This is a genomic window from Streptomyces spirodelae (assembly GCF_017676385.1).
Classification (GTDB): Bacteria; Actinomycetota; Actinomycetes; order Streptomycetales; family Streptomycetaceae; genus Streptomyces; species Streptomyces spirodelae.
Map to the genome: position 1 here is coordinate 17,377 of NZ_JAFFZN010000001.1, position 20,108 is coordinate 37,484.

General features: G+C 69.8%; 13 protein-coding genes and 1 pseudogene. 3 read left to right on the forward strand and 11 right to left on the reverse strand.

Annotation, left to right across the window (positions count from 1 at the left end; all coding sequences use genetic code 11):
* Nucleotides 1–209 precede the first annotated feature (209 nt).
* The 7 genes and pseudogenes from JW592_RS00075 to JW592_RS00110 form a co-directional block, all read right to left on the reverse strand.
* Nucleotides 210–842, reverse strand: a complete 633-nt coding sequence (locus JW592_RS00075; RefSeq protein WP_209262723.1) for an MBL fold metallo-hydrolase — start codon at nucleotides 840–842, stop codon at nucleotides 210–212.
* Nucleotides 839–1,924 (reverse strand): S-(hydroxymethyl)mycothiol dehydrogenase, encoded by a 1,086-nt coding sequence (locus tag JW592_RS00080; protein WP_209262724.1) that lies wholly within the window; start codon nucleotides 1,922–1,924, stop codon nucleotides 839–841. Before JW592_RS00080 ends, JW592_RS00075 begins: the two co-directional genes overlap by 4 nt.
* 141 nt (nucleotides 1,925–2,065) lie before the next feature.
* Nucleotides 2,066–2,731, reverse strand: a complete 666-nt coding sequence (locus JW592_RS00085) for a sarcosine oxidase subunit gamma (protein ID WP_209262725.1) — start codon at nucleotides 2,729–2,731, stop codon at nucleotides 2,066–2,068.
* A pseudogene (locus JW592_RS00090) lies at nucleotides 2,724–5,836 on the reverse strand (sarcosine oxidase subunit delta family protein). Before JW592_RS00090 ends, JW592_RS00085 begins: the two are co-directional and overlap by 8 nt.
* Nucleotides 5,837–5,846: 10 nt before the next feature.
* Nucleotides 5,847–7,079 carry a sarcosine oxidase subunit beta family protein gene (locus JW592_RS00100; RefSeq protein ID WP_209262728.1) on the reverse strand — a complete coding sequence of 411 codons (1,233 nt, stop codon included), beginning with the start codon at nucleotides 7,077–7,079 and terminating at the stop codon, nucleotides 5,847–5,849.
* Nucleotides 7,076–8,038, reverse strand: a complete 963-nt coding sequence (locus JW592_RS00105; RefSeq protein WP_209262729.1) for a bifunctional methylenetetrahydrofolate dehydrogenase/methenyltetrahydrofolate cyclohydrolase — start codon at nucleotides 8,036–8,038, stop codon at nucleotides 7,076–7,078. The genes JW592_RS00100 and JW592_RS00105 overlap by 4 nt, the downstream gene beginning before the upstream one ends.
* A 14-nt stretch (nucleotides 8,039–8,052) precedes the next feature.
* The gene (locus JW592_RS00110; RefSeq protein ID WP_209262730.1) at nucleotides 8,053–10,491 is read right to left on the reverse strand and encodes a GcvT family protein; all 2,439 of its coding nucleotides are present in this window, start codon (nucleotides 10,489–10,491) and stop codon (nucleotides 8,053–8,055) included.
* A 435-nt stretch (nucleotides 10,492–10,926) separates the two neighbouring features.
* On the opposite strand from JW592_RS00110, the gene purU reads away from it, so the two are divergent.
* A complete protein-coding gene (gene purU, locus JW592_RS00115) occupies nucleotides 10,927–11,799 on the forward strand; it encodes a formyltetrahydrofolate deformylase (protein WP_209262731.1) in 873 nt (290 codons plus the stop codon).
* Between the two features lie 107 nt (nucleotides 11,800–11,906).
* Complete coding sequence (locus JW592_RS00120; protein ID WP_229374961.1) at nucleotides 11,907–12,698, forward strand: IclR family transcriptional regulator; 792 nt, start codon at nucleotides 11,907–11,909, stop codon at nucleotides 12,696–12,698.
* Here JW592_RS00120 and JW592_RS00125 read toward each other — a convergent pair.
* The 4 genes from JW592_RS00125 to JW592_RS00140 form a co-directional block, all read right to left on the reverse strand.
* On the reverse strand, nucleotides 12,686–15,052 hold the full coding sequence (locus JW592_RS00125; RefSeq protein ID WP_209262732.1) for an FdhF/YdeP family oxidoreductase: 2,367 nt from the start codon (nucleotides 15,050–15,052) through the stop codon (nucleotides 12,686–12,688). The two genes, JW592_RS00120 and JW592_RS00125, sit on opposite strands and share 13 nt — an antisense overlap.
* Before the next feature lie 46 nt (nucleotides 15,053–15,098).
* Complete coding sequence (locus tag JW592_RS00130; RefSeq protein ID WP_209262733.1) at nucleotides 15,099–16,220, reverse strand: aromatic ring-hydroxylating oxygenase subunit alpha; 1,122 nt, start codon at nucleotides 16,218–16,220, stop codon at nucleotides 15,099–15,101.
* Between the two features lie 148 nt (nucleotides 16,221–16,368).
* Nucleotides 16,369–17,235 carry a dihydropteroate synthase gene (folP, locus tag JW592_RS00135; protein WP_229374962.1) on the reverse strand — a complete coding sequence of 289 codons (867 nt, stop codon included), beginning with the start codon at nucleotides 17,233–17,235 and terminating at the stop codon, nucleotides 16,369–16,371.
* A 167-nt stretch (nucleotides 17,236–17,402) separates the two neighbouring features.
* A complete protein-coding gene (locus JW592_RS00140) occupies nucleotides 17,403–17,765 on the reverse strand; it encodes a bifunctional 3-phenylpropionate/cinnamic acid dioxygenase ferredoxin subunit (RefSeq protein ID WP_209262735.1) in 363 nt (120 codons plus the stop codon).
* Between the two features lie 516 nt (nucleotides 17,766–18,281).
* On the opposite strand from JW592_RS00140, the gene JW592_RS00145 reads away from it, so the two are divergent.
* On the forward strand, nucleotides 18,282–20,003 hold the full coding sequence (locus JW592_RS00145) for a BCCT family transporter (protein ID WP_229374963.1): 1,722 nt from the start codon (nucleotides 18,282–18,284) through the stop codon (nucleotides 20,001–20,003).
* The last annotated feature ends 105 nt before the right edge of the window (nucleotides 20,004–20,108 follow it).

Sequence of the window (20,108 nt, forward strand, 5' to 3'; positions counted from 1 at the left end):
GCTGCTCACGCCGCCCTGATCCCTGACGCGGGACCGCGCGGCGATTCCCCGTACGCCACCGGTTGAACACGCGGCGGGAAGGCGGTACGGGGAATCGCCGCGATATGGAAGTGCGCATGGTCACATTATGAGAGCTCCAATGACAATGAGACGGGGAGATACGGCTGCAGTCTGAAGAGCAAAGGGTTGCTCAGGTAGCTGAAGTGACGTCAGTGCCCTCGGGCGATCCACGTCTCCAGATGGGGCGCTTCGGCCGCGATCGAGGTGTTGCCGCCGTGGCCGGTGTGGACCGTGGTGTCGGCGGGGAGGGTGAGCAGCCGATCGCGGATGGAGCCGATGATGGTGGGAAAGTCGGAGTAGGAGCGGCCGGTGGCGCCGGGGCCGCCCTGGAAGAGGGTGTCGCCGGAGAAGAGGGCTCCCAGCTCCGGCGCGTACAAGCACACCGCGCCGGGAGCGTGGCCCGGAGTGTGCAGCACATGCAGGTCGGTGCCGGCGACGGTGAGCACGTCGCCGTCCGCCAGCGCCACCTCGGGGACGATCCCGGGGTGCGTGGCCTTCCACAGCACCGTATCGGCGGGGTGCAGCATCATGGGCGCGCCGCCACCCAGCGCCGCCAACGCGGGGGCGGCGTTGATGTGGTCGTTGTGGGCGTGGGTGCACACGATGCCGGCCAGTCGCCGGGGGCCGACGGCGGCGGCGATCGCCGCGTGGTCGTGTGCCGCGTCGATGACCAGGACCTCCCGGTCGTCGCCGACCAGCCAGACGTTGTTGTCCACCTCCCAGCTGCCGCCGTCCAGCTCGAAGGTGCCGCTGGTGACGACATGCTCGATACGGGCGCTCACAGGACCACCACCGAGCGCAGGACCGAGCCGTGGTGCATCTTGTCGAACGCCTTCTCCACATCGTCCAGGCCGATCTTCTCGCTGACGAAGGCGTCCAGGTCGAAGCGGCCCTGCAGATACAGGTCGATGAGGGCGGGGAAGTCGCGGGCCGGCAGACAGTCGCCGTACCAGGAGGACTTCAGCGCCCCGCCGCGGCCGAACACGTCCAGCAGCGGCAGTTCGATGGTGTGCTCGGGGGTGGGTACGCCGACCAGGACCACGGTTCCGGCCAGGTCGCGGGCGTAGAATGCCTGCTCATAGGTCTCGGGGCGGCCCACTGCTTCCACCACGACATCAGCGCCGAAGCCGCCCGTCAGTTCGCGGATGGCTTCGACGGGATCGGTCTTGGCGGAGTTGACGGTGGCGGTGGCCCCGAATTGCCCGGCCCACTCCAGCTTCCGCTCGTCGACGTCGACGGCGATGATCTTCGAGACTCCGGCCACCTCGGCCCCGGCGATGGCGGCCATACCGACCCCGCCACAGCCGATCACCGCGATCGAGTCGCCCCGGCCCACCCCCCCGGTGTTGACCGCGGCGCCGAAGCCCGCCATCACACCGCAGCCGAGCAGGCCGGCGGCTGCCGCGGAGGCGGTCGGATCGACCTTGGTGCACTGGCCGGCGGCGACCAGGGTCTTCTCGGCGAAGGCCCCGATCCCCAGGGCCGGGGACAGCGGAGTCCCGTCGGCCAAGGTCATGGGCTGGGTGGCGTTGTGGGTGTCGAAGCAGTACCACGGCCGTCCGCGGCTGCAGGCGCGGCACTGACCGCAGACGGCTCGCCAGTTGAGGACGACGAAGTCGCCGGGTGCGACGCCGGTGACCCCCTCACCGACCGCCTCCACCACACCGGCGGCCTCATGACCGAGCAGGAAGGGGAACTCATCGTTGATGCCGCCCTCCCGGTAGTGCAGGTCGGTGTGGCAGACGCCGCACGCCTGCACCTCCACCAGCGCCTCGCCCGGACCGGGGTCGGGCACCAGGATGGTCTCCACCGAAACCGGAGCGCCCTTCTTCCGGGCGACAACGGCGCGTACCTCATGTGTCACTGTCGAGCTCCTCGCTGGGGGCCGCCTGCGGCGGGTGTGCTGGACGGGACGCGGGACCGGTCCGCTGGAGCGGTCCCGCGCCGGGATCAGGGGGAAGGTCCGGATCAGGTGAAGGTCGTTCAGGGAGAGCGACGGTCGCCGTCAAGAGGACGTCTCCGCGAACTGGGGCATGGCGTACTCGGACGTGGCATGGGCGGACGCGGTGGCCTTCGGCGCGGTGTACTCCGCCGCGGCGTCGAGCAGCCAGTCGGCCAGGTACGACGCGAAAGAGGAGCGCACCAGTACCCAGAAGCCCGGCTTGTACGCGTCCCGGGGGACCAGGACGACCTGTGCGCGTGCCAGGGTGGTCTGCGCACAGCGTCCGGCGCCCAGCGACCTTGGGTGCAGGTCGAGGGAGCAGCCGTGCGCCAACAGGTCGCGAGCGTGCCGCCCGGCGACGAGCAGGGTGGTGCGCTGCGCCGACACATCGACAACGGAGGCGTGCTCACTGCCGATGGCGGTGCGCACCTTCTCCTGGAGACCCTCCTGGCTGCCGGGCGGGCCGACGACCAGCCACTCGTCGGGGCCCAGCCACACGGCCGTGAGACCGCCGCCGTGTACCACGGTGTTCGGCTCCAGCGGCAGCGTCATGCCGAGCGCGAGGCCGACGGCGTCCGCGGCCGGGCCCTTGGGGTCGAGGCGCACATTCACCTGGGCCAGGAAGGGGAGTTCAGCCAGCCGCAGCGCGCCGCCCGACGCGCGGGTCGCGGCCGCGAACCGGTCGGCGGTGTGCGCCAGTGGGCTGCGGCGGTCAGCGGTGTCACCCATCGCGGCGTGCCCCCTCGGGGTCGTAGAGAACAGAGCTTGTGACCGTCACCGGAACCAGCGCGCCGCCGACGGGTGCGTACAGCCGGTCGCCGATCAGCTCCCGGCCGCCCTTGACCAGGGCGAGAGCGAAGGTCCGGCCGAGCGCAGCGCTGCGATAGCTGGAGGTGACGTGTCCGAGCATGGGTACGGGCGGCTCGGGGAGCGGCGCGTCGGCGACCAGGTGTGCGCCTTCGGGCAGCAGGGTGCCCGGGTCGTCCGGGAGCAGCCCGACCAGGTGTTTGCGGTCCGGCCTGCTCGCGTCGGCGCGGGCGTGGCTGCGCTTGCCGACGAAGTCGCGCTTCTTCTTCGAGACGACCCAGCTCATACCGAGGTCCTGCGGGGTGACGGTGCCGTCGGTGTCCTGCCCGACGATCGGGTAGCCCTTCTCGGCGCGCAGCACATGCATGGTCTCGGTGCCGTAGGGGGTGATGCCCTGCGGCCGGCCCGCCTCGTACAGGGCCTCCCACAGTGCCGTCGCGTACCACGGCAGGACGTTGATCTCATACGCCAGCTCGCCGGAGAAGCTGATCCGGCAGACGCGTGCGGGGATGCCCGCGACCTCGGTGTCCCGCCAGGTCATGAACGGGAAGTCCGTGTTGTCCACGGCGAGGTGCGGGGCGAGGGAGCCGAGTACGTCGCGGGAGCGGGGCCCGACCAGCGCGACGGTGGCCCACTGCTCGGTGACCGAGGTGCAGTGCACCTTGAGCTCGGGCCACTCCGTCTGAAGCCACTCCTCCATCCATTCGAGGACGGCGGCGGCGTTGCCCGTCGTCGTCGTGGTCAGGTAGCGGTCCTCGGCGAGGCGGATGACCGTGCCGTCGTCGAAGACCATGCCGTCGGCGCCGCACATCACGCCGTAGCGGATCCTGCCGACCTTCAGATTGCTCATCATGTTGGTGTAGAGGCGGTCGAGGAAGACCCCGGCGTCCGGCCCTCGCACCTCGATCTTGCCGAGAGTCGAGGCGTCCATGAGGGCCACGCCTTCGCGCGCGGCACGGCACTCGCGCAGCACGGCCGCCGTCATGTCCTCACCGTCCCGTGGGTAGTACCAGGGGCGCTTCCACTGGCCGACGTTCTCGAACTCTGCACCGTGTGCGATGTGCCAGTCGTGCAGCGCTGTGACCCGGACGGGGTCGTGCAGCGCGCCTCGGTCGCGGCCGGCGAGCGCGGCGAAGGAGACGGGCGCGTAGGGCGAGCGGAACGTCGTGGTGCCCAGCTCACCGACCTCGACGCCGAGAAGGTGCGCGACGACGCCGCTGGCCAGCACGCCGGAGGTCTTCCCCTGGTCGTGGGCTGTTCCTGCGGTGGTGTAGCGCTTGACGTGCTCGACCGACCGCAGCCCCGCGCCCGTCGCGCGCGCGAGGTCGGCCACCGTCACATCGCGCTGGAGATCGACGAAGCTGCGGTCAGGGTCCGCGCCGGGGACGACCCACAGCTGTGCCGCGGGTGACGAAGGCTCCGAGGTGGCCGAGTCGGCCGCCGCCGGGAGCTGGAGCGGTTCGCGGATCGCGAAGCCCTCCGCCTCGACCGCGCGGGTCCCGGCTGACGCGCCGTCGGCCAGGCAGGCCGGCAGACTCGCCGGCCCGCCCGCGGCGCCCGCGACCTCGACCGCCTGACGGCAGGTGTCGGGGACGAACGAGCCGAGCGCCTCGTCGTGGCGCAGCTTCCCACCGGCCTGGCTGTAGAGGTGGACGACGGGGTTCCATCCGCCGGAGACGAGGAGGAGGTCGGCTGCGAGCTCCCTCCCCGTGGACTCCTCGCCGAGCGCGGCAGCAGTCACCGACGTCACGTGCGGCTCACCGGTGGTGCCTGTGACGGCGTAGCCGCGCAGCACCTCGATCCCGGCCTGCGCCGCGACCCGCGCCGCCTCCCCCGGCTCGGGCCGGGTGTCGACGACCGCCGCCACCTCGACGCCCGCCGCGGCCAGGTCGAGTGCGGCGGCGTAGGCGCTGTCGTTCGTGGTGAAGACGACCGCGCGGCGGCCGGGGAGGACCCCGTAGCGGTTCACATAGGTACGGGCGGCGCCGGCGAGCATCACGCCGGGCCGGTCGTTGTCCCCGAAGGCCAGGGAGCGCTCGTGCGCCCCGGTCGCCAGGACGACCCGGCGGGCCCGGATACGCCACACGCGCTCGCGGGAGAGGTGAGCGGGCGCCTTCTCGCCCAGGTGGCCGGTGCGGCGCTCGACGGCGAGGACGTAGTTGTCGTCGTAGTGACCGAAGACAGTGGTCCGCCGCAGCACCCGCACCTCAGGGGCTGCGTCGAGCTCGGCACCGACGTCGGCGGCCCAGTCCAGCAGCGTCCCGGTGCCCAGCAGGCTGCCGCCGAGTTCCGGCTGCTCGTCGGCGAGGATCACGCGGGCCCCGGTACGCGCTGCGGCCGCAGCGGCGGCGAGGCCGGCCGGTCCGGCGCCGACGACCAGCAGGTCGCAGTGGGTGTGCACGGCGTCATAGCGGGCCGGGTCGGGTTCGTCCGCGAGGCGTCCTCGGCCCGGCAGGCTGCTCGCCGCGAGCCCTTCGTACAGTTCGACGGCCGTCGCCTGGAGCATCGGCTCGGGAAAGGGCTTCTCGATCTGTACGACGGCGTTCGGCTCCTCGCTGCCCGCGGCGAACACACCGCGAGCCCGTCCGAGCTTGACGCTGGTGCCGATCTGGTGGACGCCGTTGGCGAGCAGCGCCGAGGCGAGCGTGTCGCCGCGGAAGCCGGTGTACTCCTGGCCGTCGAAGGAGAAGGTCAGCGCCTCCTCGCGGGAGATCCGGCCTCCCTGTGGCAGCCGGAAGGTCTGTGCGGTCATGCGATCACCGGCCTCGGCTCGCCGGGCTTGTAGACGGCGAGGATGTCGTGGGTCGCCGTGTTACGGACGGCGTTGAACCAGCGGCGGCAACCGTCGGTGTGGCACCACCGTTCGGCGAGCGGCCCCTTGGGGTTGGCGCGGAAGAAGAGGTAGCGCGCCCACTGCGTGTCGTCGAGCGACGCGGGGTCTTCCGGATACGGCACGTGCGCCTGGCCGCCGTAGTGGAATTCGGCCTCGTCACGAGAACCGCACCAGGGGCATGGAATCAGCAGCATGAGCGGGCTCCTAGTGGGCCACCGCGGCCGCGCCGTGCTCGTCGACGAGCGCGCCGGTGGTGAAACGGTCGAGCGAGAAGGGTGCGTTGAGCGGGTGCGGCTCGTCGTGGGCGATGGTGTGGGCGTAGACCCAGCCGGCGCCCGGGGTGGCTTTGAAGCCGCCGGTGCCCCAGCCGCAGTTCACATAGAGGCCGTCCACGGGGGTGAGCCCGATGACCGGGGAGGCGTCGGGGCTGACGTCGACAACGCCGCCCCAGGTCCGCAGGACGTGCGCGCGGGCGAACATGGGGAAGAGCTCCAGTGCCGCGGCCATCTGGCGCTCGATGATGTGGAAAGCGCCGCGCTGGGTGTAGGCGTTGTAGGAGTCGATGCCCGCACCCATGACCAGTTCGCCCTTGTGTGCCTGGCTGACGTACACGTGCACCGCGTTGGACATCACCACGGTCGGGTGCACGGGCTCGAGCAGCTCGGAGACCAGAGCCTGCAGCGGATGGCTCTGGATGGGCAGCTCGAACCCGGCCATCCCGGCGAGCACGGACGAGTGGCCGGCCGCGCAGAGCGCCACTTTCCCCGCCGCGATCCGACCGCGGCTGGTCTGCACTCCGACCACCCGCCCGCCCTGGACGTCGATGCCGGTGACCTCGCAGTTCTGGATGAGGTCGATACCGGCGGCGTCGGCGGAGCGGGCCAGACCCCAGGCTACGTAGTCGTGCTTGGCGATCCCGGCGCGCGGCTGGTACGTGGCGCCCATGACCGGGTAGCGCACGTCCTGCGAGACGTTGACGATCGGGCAGACATCCTTGACCTGCTGGGGGTCGAGCCATTCGGCGTCCACGCCGTTGAGCCTGTTGGCCTCGACGCGGCGCACGCTGTCGCGGACGTCCTGAAGGCTGTGCGCGAGGTTCAGCACGCCGCGCTGGGAGAACAGGATGGGGTAGCCGAGGTCGTCCTCGAGCCCTTCCCACAGCTTGAGCGCGTGCTCGTAGAGCCCTGAGCTCTCGTCCCAGAGATAGTTGGAGCGGATGATCGTGGTGTTGCGGGCCATGTTGCCGCCGGCCAGCCATCCCTTTTCCAGGACGGCGACGTTGGTGATGCCGTGGTTCTTGGCGAGGTAGTGCGCTGTGGCCAGACCGTGCCCACCGCCTCCGACGATTACGACGTCGTACGAGCGCTTGGGCTCGGGCGTGCGCCACAGGAAGTCGGGGTGCTCGGGGAGGTCGGCGCCCGGGGTGCGGGGGCTCATCGCGGATCTCCTGACAGGTGCGCGGGAGGGGTGGGTGCCGGGTGGTCCGGGCCCGGCGGGGCTTCGGTGGCCCGGGTCCTTGCTGCCTCGGCAGCTCCGGCTGACTCGGCTGCCTCGGCGGCCTCGGCTGCCTCTACTACGTTTGCCAGCAGCATGGCCCTGGTCATGGGGCCCACGCCGCCGGGCATCGGCGCCAACCAGCCGGCGACTTCGGCCACGTCGGGGTGGACATCGCCGAGCAGACCGCCCTCGGTGCGTGTGATACCGACATCGAGCACGGCGGCACCGGGCCGGACCATCTGCGGTGTGATGAGCCCGGGTGATCCGGCCGCCGCGACGACGACGTCTGCTTCGCGGACATGCCAGGACAGGCCCTTGGTGCCGGTATGGCACAGCGTCACGGTCGCGTTCTCCGATCTGCGCGTCAGCAGCAGCCCGATCGGCCGTCCCACCGTCACACCGCGGCCGATCACGCAGACCCGGGCACCGGCGAGCGGTACGTCGTAGCGCCGCAGCAGTTCGACGATCCCACGCGGGGTGCAGGGCAGCGGGCTCTCGACGCCGAGCACCAGCCGCCCGAGGTTGGCGGGGTGCAGTCCGTCGGCGTCCTTGGCCGGGTCCATCCGCTCCAGTACGGCGTTGGCGTCCAGCCCGCGCGGAAGGGGGAGCTGAACGATGTACCCGGTGCAGGCGGGATCGGCGTTCAGCTCGTCGACCACGGCTTCGACCTCGGCCTGGGTGGCGTCGGCGGGGAGTTCGCGCCGGATCGAGGCGATGCCGACCTGGGCGCAGTCGCGGTGCTTGCCGGCGACGTAGGCCCGGCTGCCCGGGTCGTCGCCCACGAGCACGGTGCCCAGGCCCGGTGCGGCGCCGCGCTCGGCCAGCGCTGCGACGCGCTCCGTGAGCTCGGCGCGGATGGCGGCCGCGGTGCGTCGGCCGTCCAGGGTCGTTGCGGTCACAGCGCTTCCTTTCGTCAGCCCCGCAGGCGCTGCATGGTCGGGTCGAACAGGGGCTCCTCGGCGACGACCGCGGGGATGCGCTGGTCGAAGTAGCCGATGGTCAGGGCGCGGCCCGCGGTGGAGAGTCCGGCGGGCAGCCAGGCGTAGGCGATGCCCTTGCCGATCGTGTAGCCGAAGGCGGCGCTGGTGACGTAGCCGACGGGCCGGTCGCCGTCGTACACGGGCTCCTTGCCCAGCACCACGGCCTGCGGGTCGTCGATGGTCAGGCAGGTCAGACGGCGGCGTACGTCGGCCGCGCGCCGCTCCAGCGCCGGGCGGCCGATGAAGTGGCCCTTGTCCATCTTCACCGCGAAGCCGACGCCTGCCTCGTACGGGTCGTGCTCATAGGTCATATCGGTGCCGAAGGCCCGGTACCCCTTCTCCAGGCGCAGGCTGTTGAAGGCGCCGCGGCCGGCCGCGATACCGTCGTAGGGCCGGGTCGCCTCCCAGAGCGTGTCCCACAGCTTCAGCCCCATGTCGGCTGTGGTGTACAGCTCCCAGCCCAGCTCCCCGACGTAGCTCAGCCGCATGGCGGTGACGGGTACGGAGCCGATGTGGGCACGCTTGGCGCGGAAGTAGCGCAGCCCCTTGTTGGAGAAGTCCTGGTCGGCGAGCGGCTGGAGCACCTCGCGCGCCTTGGGTCCCCACAGGCCGACGCAGCAGGTGCCGGCCGTGATGTCGCGGACCTGGACCGAGCCCCCCTCGGGCAGATGCCGGGTGAGCCACTCCAGGTCCAGGTTGCCGTTGGCGCCGATCTGGAAGCGGTCGCGGCCGAGACGGGCGACGGTGATGTCGCTGCGGATACCGCCGTCGTGGTCCAGCATGAGGGTGTAGGTGACCGAGCCGACGGACTTGTCGACGTTGGCCGTCGTCATGCTCTGGAGGAATGCGGCGGCGCCTGGCCCGGTGACCTCCAGCCGCTTGAGGGCCGTCATGTCGTACATGGCGACGGACTCGCGGGTGGCCTGGGCCTCGGCTCCGACGATGGGCGACCAGTAGCGGGCTGCCCAGTCGTTGGGCGTGGGGATGTCCCGCCCTTCCAGCAGGTGCTCGTTGGCGGCGTACCACTGGGGCCGCTCCCACCCGTGCGCCTCCAGGAAGTACCCGCCCAGCTCCTGCTGGCGTGGGTGGAAGGGGCTGGTCCGCAAAGGCCGGGGAGCACCGGCCGGCTGGAGCGGGTGGAGGATGTCGTAGACCTCGACGAAGTTCTGGCAGTCGCGCGCCAGGACGTACTCCGGGGCGAGCTGGTGCGCCTCGAAGCGGTTGACGTCGCACTCGTGCAGGTCGAAGGAGGAGCAGTGGCCGTCGACGAGCCACTCGGCCACGGCACGGCCGACGCCGGCCGAGTGGGTGACCCATACGGCTTCGGCGACCCAGAAGCCCTTGACGTCGGGTGACTCGCCGAGCAGGGGAAGCCCGTCGGTGGTGAAGGAGAAGAGCCCGTTGATGCCCTCCTCGATCTTGGCGTCCTTCGTCGCGGGCAGCAGGTCCTGGGTCTCGGTCCAGGCGTCGGCGAAGTCGTCCTCGGTGAAGCGGAGCACGGAGGGCATCTGCTCGGCAGCGTCGACGGAGAGGATGTCGTCCGGGTCGACGGGCATGGGACGGTGACCGTAGTAGCCGATGCCGAGCTGGTCGAAGCGGTCGCGGTAGTAGAGATCGGCGTCCTGGTGGCGCAGGATCGGGCGGACGGCTTCCTCGCTCTGCCCGGCGAGGGCCGGCACCGAGCCGGTCCAGGCGAGCTGGTGTGCCAGCGGCGTCAGCGGGAGGTTCATCCCGACCATACGGGCGATCTTGGGGCCCCAGATTCCGGCGCAGCACACGACGATGTCCGCGGGGATCTCCCCCTGGTCCGTGACGACGGCGCTGACGCGGCCGTCCTCGGTGCTGATGTCGAGGACCTCATGGTGGGCGAGGGCCCGCACACCGCGCTCCTGTGCGGCCTCGAGCTGGGCCTCGACCGCGAGGACGGCCTTGGCCAGGCCATCGGTGGGGATGAGCAGCCCGCCGAATACCCGTGCGCGGTTCACCAGCGGGTGCAGTTCGACGCACTCGTCCGGGCCGATCAGCCGGGATTCGATCCCCCAGGAGGTCAACCAGCCGTGCCTGCGCTGCAGTTCGGCGAGCCGCTCGGGGCTGGCAGCGACCTCCAATCCGCCGACCTGGAGGTAGCAGGGCTGCCCGTCGACCTCGAGGGCACTGAACTTCTCCACGGTGTAGCGGGCCAGCTCCGTCATGGTCTTCGAGGGGTTCGTCTGGAAGACCAGACCTGGGGCGTGGGACGTCGAGCCGCCGGTGGCGGGCAGCGGGCCCTGATCGACGACCGTGACCTCGGTCCAGCCCCGGGCGGACAACTCGTCGGCCAGTGCCGCTCCCACGACGCCCGCTCCGATGATGACCACGCGTGGTCCCGCCATGGCACAACCTCCAGTTGCCGTGTACGCAACGCGCTTCGCATTATGCAACTCACGGTGCCGGGCCTCTTTGAACGCTGTCAAGGGGTTACCTCGGGGACTCTGCGCGACCGCCGGGGTAAGCCTTGGCGGCGACCGGAGCAGCCCGGGCAACGACCGGGACAGCACTTCAGGCAGTCACGGAAACCTGGGGGACAACCCATGACGGGCAGCTCGGCCGCAGCACAGCGTTGTTGCGTATCGTGCATCACGTTGCGCATAAAGGAAAGCCCCCTCCTGTGGCACCTGCGCCACGAGTCCGGACGAAGGAGCTGCCGGGGACGGGATCTCAGAACGCGGAGCCATTGCGGCGCACCCCCTTGACCAGTCGGGCCCAGACCTGAACCATGTTGCGCATTGCTCATCGCGTTGCGTAATGCGCACCAATGGAGGATCTCAATGTCTCCTCGACCGCAGCCCGGCCGCGAGTTCGTCCTCACGCTCTCGTGCCCTGACCAGGCGGGTCTCGTCCACGCTGTGACCACGTTCCTCGTCGGCCACTACGGCAACATCCGGGAGAGCCAGCAGTTCGAGGACCGGACGCAGGGCCGCTTCTTCATGCGGGTGCACTTCGAGACCTCTCAGCCGGCGGTGTCGCTGGAGGATCTGCGCTCCGGCTTCGGTCCGGTCGCCGAGGCGTACCGGATCACCTGGCAGCTCTACGACGCCTCAGCTCCGACCCGCACCCTCATCATGGTGTCGAAGTTCGGCCACTGCCTGAACGACATGCTCTTCCGCCAGTCCACAGGGGCGCTCAACATCGAGATCCCGGCGATCGTCTCCAACCACCGCGACCTGGAGCCACTGGCACAGAACTACGGCATTCCGTTCCACCACATCCCTGTGACGCCGCAGAGCAAGGCCGAGGCCGAGGCACGGCTGCTGGAACTGGTCGACGAACTCGGCATCGACCTGGTCGTGCTGGCCCGCTACATGCAGATCCTCTCGGACTCCCTGTGCAAGCAGCTCGACGGCCGGGCCATCAACATCCACCACTCCTTCCTGCCCAGCTTCAAGGGGGCACGGCCGTACGTCCAGGCACATGTGCGCGGCGTCAAACTCGTGGGCGCCACGGCCCACTACGTCACTCCCGACCTCGACGAGGGGCCGATCATCGAGCAGGACGTCGTCCGCGTGAACCACTCCCACGACCCGAGCGAACTGGTCACCCTCGGCCGTGACGTCGAGGCACAGGTCCTCGCCCGCGCTGTGGAGTGGCACAGCCAGAGCCGGGTGCTGGTCAACGGCAACCGCACAGTGGTCTTCCGCTGACAGGAGCAGCAGCCCGCCTCCGCTGACAGGACGAGGACTTCGCAGGGGGCCACCGCCGACGGTGCCGTTACTCGCAGGCGAGTGCTACCAGTGGGTATAGTTGCGTCATGAGCAACCATGCGGCACCCAAGGGAACAGGCCCCGTGAACAGCGGAGTGCAGTCCGTCGACCGTGCCGTAAGTGTCCTGGAGATCCTCGCCGAGCGTGGCGAGGCAGGCGTCAGCGAGGTCGCCACCGAGCTCGAGGTCCACAAGTCGACCGCCTTCCGCCTGCTCGGGGCGCTGGAGGCACGCGGTCTGGTCGAGCAGACGGCCGAGCGCGGAAAGTACCGCCTCGACTTCGGCATCGTGCGCCTGGCCAGCGCGGTCACCGGTCGCATCGACATCACCCAGCAGGGCAGACCGGTCTGCGAACGCCTCGCCGAGGAGATCGGCGAGACCGTCAACATCGGCGTGCTGCAGGAGCACTACGCGGTCAACCTCTACCAGGTGCGCGGCCCCGGCGCGGTCGGCGCCCACAACTGGGTCGGACGGCTCACCCCGCCGTACGCCACATCCAGCGGCAAGGTCCTGATGGCTCACCTGACGGCGAAGGAGCGCGCCGAACTGCTCGCCTCCGGGCTGCGAAGGCAGACACCCCACACCATCACCGCCAAGACGAAGCTAGAGAAGAGCCTCGTCCAGGTGCGGGAGCAGGGGTACGCGCTGGCGCTGGAGGAGTTCGAGGTCGGGCTGAACGCCATCTCGGCCCCGATCCGCTCCCGGGACGGCGAGGTCATCGCCGCGATCAGCGCGTCGGGACCCGCTTACCGCTTCACCGAGGAGCGCATGCACGAGGTCGCCCCGGCCCTCCTCAAGGGCGCCGAGGAGATCAGCCACCGGATGGGCTACCCCGGCTGATCCTCCCCCGGTCCGTGGGAAGAGCAGCCACGGCGCTCCAGGCGTACCACGATGCTCTTGGAGGTCGGCGTGTTGGAGGTGTCGGCCACCGAGCCGAGCGGGACCAGTGCGTTGGCCTCGGGAAAGTAGGCCGCGCAGCAGCCGCGGGCGGTGTCGTAGGCGACGGCTCGGAAGGCGTCGGCACGCCGGTCCAGGCCGTCCGTCCACTCGCTGACGAGGTCCACCAGATCGCCGTCGGTGATCCCGCGCTCGGCGAGGTCGTCGGGATGTGCGAAGACCACTCTGCGTCCGCTGTGGATGCCACGGTAGCGGTCATCGAGCCCGTAGATCGTGGTGTTGTACTGGTCGTGGCTGCGCAGCGTCTGCAACAGCAGGCGACCGGGCGGGACGCGCAGCACCTCCAGGGTGTTCACCGTGAAGTTGGCCTTGCCCGTACGGGTGGGGAAGCGCCGCTCGTCGCGGGGTGCGTGGGGCAGGGTGAAGCCGCCGGGCTGCCGCACCCGGGCGTTGAAGCCGCCGAAATCCGGCACGACCCGGGCGATGCTGTCGCGGACGGCGTCGTAGTCGGCCTCGAAACCGGCCCAGGGCACGGGCCCGCCCGCGCCGCCGTCCCGATCACCACGACGCGGACCGCCGGTGCCGAAGAGGCTCTGTGCCAGCCGGCAGACGATGACCGGCTCCGGGAGCAGGTGCGGCGAGGCGGGTGGCAGCGTCCCGTGTGAGGCGTGCACCATCCCCATCGAGTCCTCGACGGTGACGAACCGCCTCTCGCCACCCGGACCCCGGTCTCGCTCGGTGCGGCCCAGGGTGGGGAGGATGAGGGCTTCCCGGCCGCAGACGGCGTGGGAGCGGTTGAGCTTGGTGGAGACCTGCACGGTGAGGCGGCAGCTTCGCAGGGCCCGCTCGGTGGCGGCGGTGTCCGGCGCTGCGGATACGAAGTTCCCGCCCATGGCGAAGAACACCTTCACCTCACCCGCGGCCATCGCACGGATCGCCTCCACCGCGTCACAACCGTGGTGGCGGGGCGGGTCGAAGCCGAATTCCCTGCCCAGCGCGGCGAGGAACTCCGGGTCCGGCTTTTCGTGAATCCCCATCGTCCGGTCGCCCTGGACGTTGGAGTGGCCCCGCACGGGGCACACTCCGGCTCCGGCCCGTCCCAGATTGCCGCGCAGCAGCAGGAAGTTCACGACCTCGCGGATGGTGGGCACGGAGTGCTTGTGCTGGGTGAGCCCCATGGCCCAGCACACCACGACCGACCGGGCGGCGGTGACCTCGCGCGCGGTCGCCTCGATGGCCTCGCGCGCAAGTCCGGTCGCCTCGGTGATGTCGGCCCAGTCGATTTCCCGCAGGTGTGCAGCGTAGTCCTGGAAGCCGTCGGTGTGCGCGGTGATGAAGTCGTGGTCGAGGACCGTACCGGGCACGGCGTCCTCGGCCTCGACCAGCAGCCGGGACAGCGCCTGGAAGAGCGCCAGGTCACCACCGAGCCGTATCTGCAGGAAGCGGTCGGTGAGGGGCGTGCCGCCACCTGCGATGCCACGGGCGTTCTGCGGGTTCTTGAAGCGCTGCAGCCCGGCCTCGGGCAGCGGGTTCACCGCGACGATACGCGCACCGCGCCGCTTGGCCTTCTCCAGCGCCGAGAGCATCCGCGGATGATTGGTGCCGGGATTCTGTCCGACGACGAAGATCAGGTCGGCGCAGTACAGATCGTCGAGGCGGACGCTGCCTTTGCCCACACCGATCGTCTCCGTGAGGGCCGAGCCGCTCGACTCGTGGCACATGTTCGAGCAGTCCGGGAGATTGTTCGTGCCGAATTGCCGTACGAGCAGCTGGTAGAGGTACGCCGCCTCGTTGGAGGTGCGCCCCGAGGTGTAGAAGGCGGCCTCGTCCGGGCTTCGCAGCGCGTTGAGCTCACGGGCTGCGATACTGAACGCCTCCTCCCAGCCGACCGGCACATAGTGCTCCGAGTCGGCCGCCTTGTACATCGGCTCGGTGAGCCGGCCCTGCTGACCCAGCCAGTAGTCGCTGCGACGCGCGAGCTCGTCCACCGGGTGTGCGGCGAAGAACTCGGGCGTCACCCGCCGGACGGTGGCCTCTTCTGCGACGGCCTTGGCGCCGTTCTCGCAGAACTCGGCCCGGCTGCGGTGCTCGCCCTCCGGCCAGGCGCAGCCCGGGCAGTCGAAACCGTCCTGCTGATTCACCTTGAGCAGCGTCAGCGCCGTGCGCCGCGCACCCATCTGCTCGTACCCCATGCGCAGTGCATGGGTCACGGCAGGCAGTCCGGCGGCCCAGCGTTTCGCCTCGCCCACCTCCAGCGCGTCCTCACCGGGCTCCTCGCGCGGCGCCTTGCGTGCCATCGTTCCCCCTTCTCGTCCCCTCCTCGGATACGGAACGCGGCCGCCGTTACGCGGTCAGCCGCTTCTGGAGCCAGGTGTGGAACTCACCGATGTGGTGCTCGCTGGGCACCAGGACACCGCCCTGGGCATAGGCACGGGAACTCATAGCGGGCTGCGTGCGCTCACAGGCGTCGAAGTCCTGCTGGTTCACCCGGTGGAAGAGCTCGACCGAATGGTCCAGGTCCTTGCCGCTCGCCGTGACGTGCGGGAGGTAGAGCCAGTCGCATTCCACCACGGTCCGGTCGGCGGCCACCGGAAACATCCGGTGGAAGATGACGTGGTCAGGGACGAGATTGACAAACACCTGCGGCCTGACCGTGATCGCGTAATAGCGGCGGTCCTGCTCCTCACCTACGCCCGGAATCCGGTCCAGACCCTCGGCCCCGCCGAGGGTGAACCCCGCCACGTCCTCCCCGAATTCCGCACCGTGCCCCACGTAGTACTGGGCGGCGAATCCGTCGGCGAACTCGGGAAGCACCTCGGTCAGTTCGGGGTGGATGGTGGCGCAGTGGTAGCACTCCATGAAGTTCTCGATGATGAGCTTCCAGTTGGCCTTGACGTCGTAGGTGATCCTGCGGCCCACTTCCAGGCCGTCGATCCCGTAGTTGTCGATCGCCTCGGCGCTCCCCAGCCGCTGGGCCACCGCGCCCCTCACCTCGTCATCGAACGAAGGCGGATCGTCGGCCAGGCAGACCCACACATACCCGAGCCACTCCCGGACGTGCACCTTGATCAGCCCGTACTCGGTCCGGTCGACATCCGGCATCGACGTCAGATTGGGGGCGGCGACCAACTTGCCGTCCAGCCCGTACGTCCAGGCGTGGTACGGACACTGGAAGGCCCGCTTGACCTCACCCGATTCCTGGGTGCACAGCTTCGCGCCACGGTGCCGGCAAATGTTCAGGAATGCCTTGACCGAGCCGTCCCGGGCGCGGGAGATGAGCACGCTCTCGCGCCCTACCTGGCGCGTCTGGAAACTTCCCGGTCCGGCCAGGTCCGACGCTCTGGCCACACAGAACCACATGGCCTCGAAAATCCGCTCCTGCTCCATGCGGAAGATTTCAGGGTCGGTGTAGTGCTCCCCGGGCAGCGTGGAGATCAGACTCGGGGACGGATTCGTCACGGTCATCGTGCCACCTTCGAAAGACGTCGGACGCCCACGCGGCGAGGGTCGTCGTGGAGGGGTGCCAGAGGCGGTTCAAGGACAGCGCCGTGTTTCCTTATATGCAACGGCGTGCGCATCACGCAACAAGGGAATCGGGGGGAGGCGGCTGGTGTCAAGAGCGGGGATGTGCGCTGAACCCGCCACTGAGTCGCTGCCGCAGAGGGACCTGCGACGAAGGTGCCGTGTCATCGCCCCAGCGGGCCGTCACCCGAACCGCGTCGAGGGTCGAGGCCACATCGTGCACGCGCAGGCACCAGGCCCCCTGCGCGGCCGCCAGGACGGATACGGCGGCGGTCGCTGGGTCCCTCAGCCGCGCCGGGCGCGACTCTCCCGTCTCCGGGTCCGCCAGCAGAGAACCCAGGAAGGACTTGCGAGACGCGCCCACGAGGAGGGGATACCGAAGCGCGGCGACCTCCCCGAGACGGGCCAGCAGCTCCCAGTTGTGTCCGGCCGTCTTGGCGAAGCCCAGCCCGGGGTCGACGATCAAGCAGCCGGGTGGGACCCCGGCCTGCAGCGCCGCCTCGATCCTCAGCGACAGCTCATCGACCACATCGGTGACGACGTCGTCGTACACGGCGTTCGCCTGCATGCCGGCGGCGTGCCCGCGCCAGTGCATCACCGCGTACGGCGCGCCGGCCCGCGCCATCAAAGGCAGCATCGCCGGATCGGCGAGACCGCCCGAGACATCGTTGACCAGCCGCGCCCCCGCGTCGAGGGCGCGAGCGGCGACCTCGGCCCGCATGGTGTCAACACTGACGGTCCCGCCTGCCGCGGCGAGTTCCCGGACGACGGGCAGGACGCGCCGCACCTCCTCCTCGGCGGACGGGCGTACCGCACCGGGCCGCGTCGACTCACCGCCCACGTCCACGATGTCCGCGCCCTGCTCGAGCAGTGCGAGTCCGTGTGCGACGGCCGTTTCAGGGGCGAGGGACAGCCCGCCGTCGGAGAAGGAGTCCGGCGTGACGTTCACCACCCCCATGACCAGGGTCCGACCGGGCCGCGGAAGCCCGTACGGATGGAGTGCCGGTCTTCCGGGGTGCGATGGGACGGTTGTCCGGACGGCGGCCCGGGCGGGCGACGGCTCGGCGTGCGACGCCTCAGCCGACAACAGCTCGGGGCGCGACGCACCGGCCACAGCCGCTGCCCTCATACGGCCCCCTCGACGGCCAGGCGGCGGGCGGCGCAGGCCGGGACGCTGGGGACGGCCTCGGACAGCCGTACGCAGACCATGCCGTCCTCGACCACGACCTCGTGGGTACGCACAGGGCGCCGGGCGGGCGGACCGTCGGGCTTGCCCGTGCGCAGGTCGAACTTCGAGGCGTGCAGCGGGCATTCCACCTCGCACCCCTCCAGCCAGCCGTCGGAGAGCGAAGCGTCCTGGTGAGTGCACGTGTCGTCGATTGCGTAGACCTCACCGTCCTCGGTGTGGAACACGGCGATGGGCGGGTCCCCCTCGAACCGACTGGCCTCGCCTCGCGGCAGGTCGGCGAGACGGCACACAGGAATCATCGTGATCACCCTTGATGCGTAATGTGAAACTGATTGCGTAAGACGCAACGCAAGTTTGAGGTTCCCCCCACCCCTTGTCAAGCAGGTGGACCCGGCCCGGACGGATGCCTCAGCGCAGCTCGCGACCGCCTGCCACTGAGGGGTTCCGGCGGCCAGGACCTTGGCGGATCGCTCGGAGATTCTGTGGACCAGGGCCTTGACGGCTGGATTCACGAAGTGTTCTCTGTTGCGCTCATAGAGACAGGCTTCTTATTACGCAACAGTTCAGCTGTTGCTCCGTACCAGCCGCCGGTGCTCCGTACTGCACTCCGGCACCGCCGGTGCGCCGGTTCCGCCGGTGCGCCGGCACCGCGCCATGACTGCCGGGACTGCAGACCGCTGAGGCCGCCGGAGACGACCGGACCCGTGGCGCCGCATCGGCCGCCGCCCCATCGCCCCGTCCGAGCCCGATTCCGATCGCACGCCCGCACGACCGCACGCCCGCCCGCACGCACGACCAGCAGAAGGGATGACAGCATGGCTGTCCCCATGGCGAAATCGCCAGGAAACTCCCCCGGCGAAGAGACAGCCGGGCCCCCACCCCGTAAGTCGTCGATCGCGCCGGGTGTCTTCTGGCCGTCCGCGATCATCGTCGCCGGCTTCGTGCTGTACGCCACGGTGTTCAGGACCTCGGCACAGACGACCATCAGCACGGTGCAGGAGGAGATCGTCGGCGGTCTCGGCTGGTACTACACCGCCCTGGTCTCGCTCTTCGTGATCTTCGCCCTCTGGGTCGGAATCGGCCGCTTCGGCGACATCAGGCTCGGCGCGGACGACGACAAGCCCGAGTTCAGCATGGGCTCATGGCTGGCGATGCTGTTCGCTGCCGGTATGGGCATCGGGCTCGTCTTCTGGGGCGTTGCCGAGCCGCTGAACCACTTCGTCTCCCCCAGGCCCGGCGTCGGTAAGGCAGAGGCCGAGCGCAGCGAGTTCGCCATGGTCCAGACGTTCCTGCACTGGGGAATCCACCCATGGGCCATCTATATCGTCGTCGGCCTCGCCGTCGCCTACGCCGTACACCGCAAGGGCCGCCCGGTCTCGATCCGCTGGGCACTGGAGCCGATCCTCGGTGACAGGATCAGGGGTCGCTGGGGTGACGCGATCGATGTGATCGCCCTCGTCGGCACCCTCTTCGGCGTGGCCACCTCTCTCGGCTTCGGCGTGGTGCAGATCGCCTCGGGTCTGGAGTCCCGGGGCTGGGTGGCCGACCCCGACAAGTCCGTGCAGGTCGCCCTCATCATCGGCATCACGTTGATCGCCACCATCTCGGTGGTCACGGGCATCGGCAAGGGCATCAAATGGCTGTCGAACATCAATATGACACTGGCCGGAGTGCTGCTGATCTTTGCGCTCATCACGGGCCCGACGCTCTTCATCCTCAATACGTTCGTCGAGGACATCGGGGCGTATCTGCAGAACATCGTCACGCTGAGCTTCAACACCGGGGCCACCGAAGGCCATGACGGCACAGCCTGGGTCAGCAGCTGGACGGTCTTCTACTGGGGCTGGTGGATCTCGTGGGCGCCGTTCGTCGGTATCTTCATCGCCCGGATCTCCCGCGGCCGGACGGTGCGCGAGTTCGTCACAGGGGTGCTGTTGATACCCACTCTGCTGACCTTCGTCTGGTTCGCGGTCTTCGGCGGCTCGGCGCTGCACCGCGAGACGCTGGGTGGCGGCGGACTGGTCGGGGAAGACGGCACGGTCGGTACCGACAGCGCCTTCTTCCAACTGCTCGACACCCTGCCGGGCGGAGCGCTCGTCGCCGGGGCGGCGCTTTTGCTGATCGTGCTGTTCTTCGTCACCTCCTCCGACTCCGGCAGCTTCGTGGTCGACATGCTGGCCTCGGGTGGCGACCCCGAACCGCCGGTGTGGAGCCGCGTGTTCTGGGCCGGCTCCGAAGGCGCCGTGGCCATCGCGCTCCTGGTCGCCAGCGGCAGCGGGACCGCATCGCTGACCACCCTGCAAACGGCGGCGATCATCACCGCGCTGCCGTTCAGCCTGGTGATGATCGGCTTGTGCGTCGCCACAGTCAGGTCCTTCCGGAGCGAACGCCAGGCATACCTGGTCGCCCGCCGACTGAAGCAGGAGCAGCGGCTCGTCGACCAGGCCGTCACTGCGGTGGAGGAAGGTCTGGAGAACGGGACGCTGTCGAACGGCGCCGAGAAGAGCCCGGCCGCGACCGATACTCCTGCCAAGTAGGAGGTCCCGGACCCGGTGTTGGTGTGGACGGGGCGGCTCGGGAACGTTCCCGCTCCGTCCCGTCCGCTCGGCCCTCTGCGTGCCGCCGATCGGCGATACACCCCG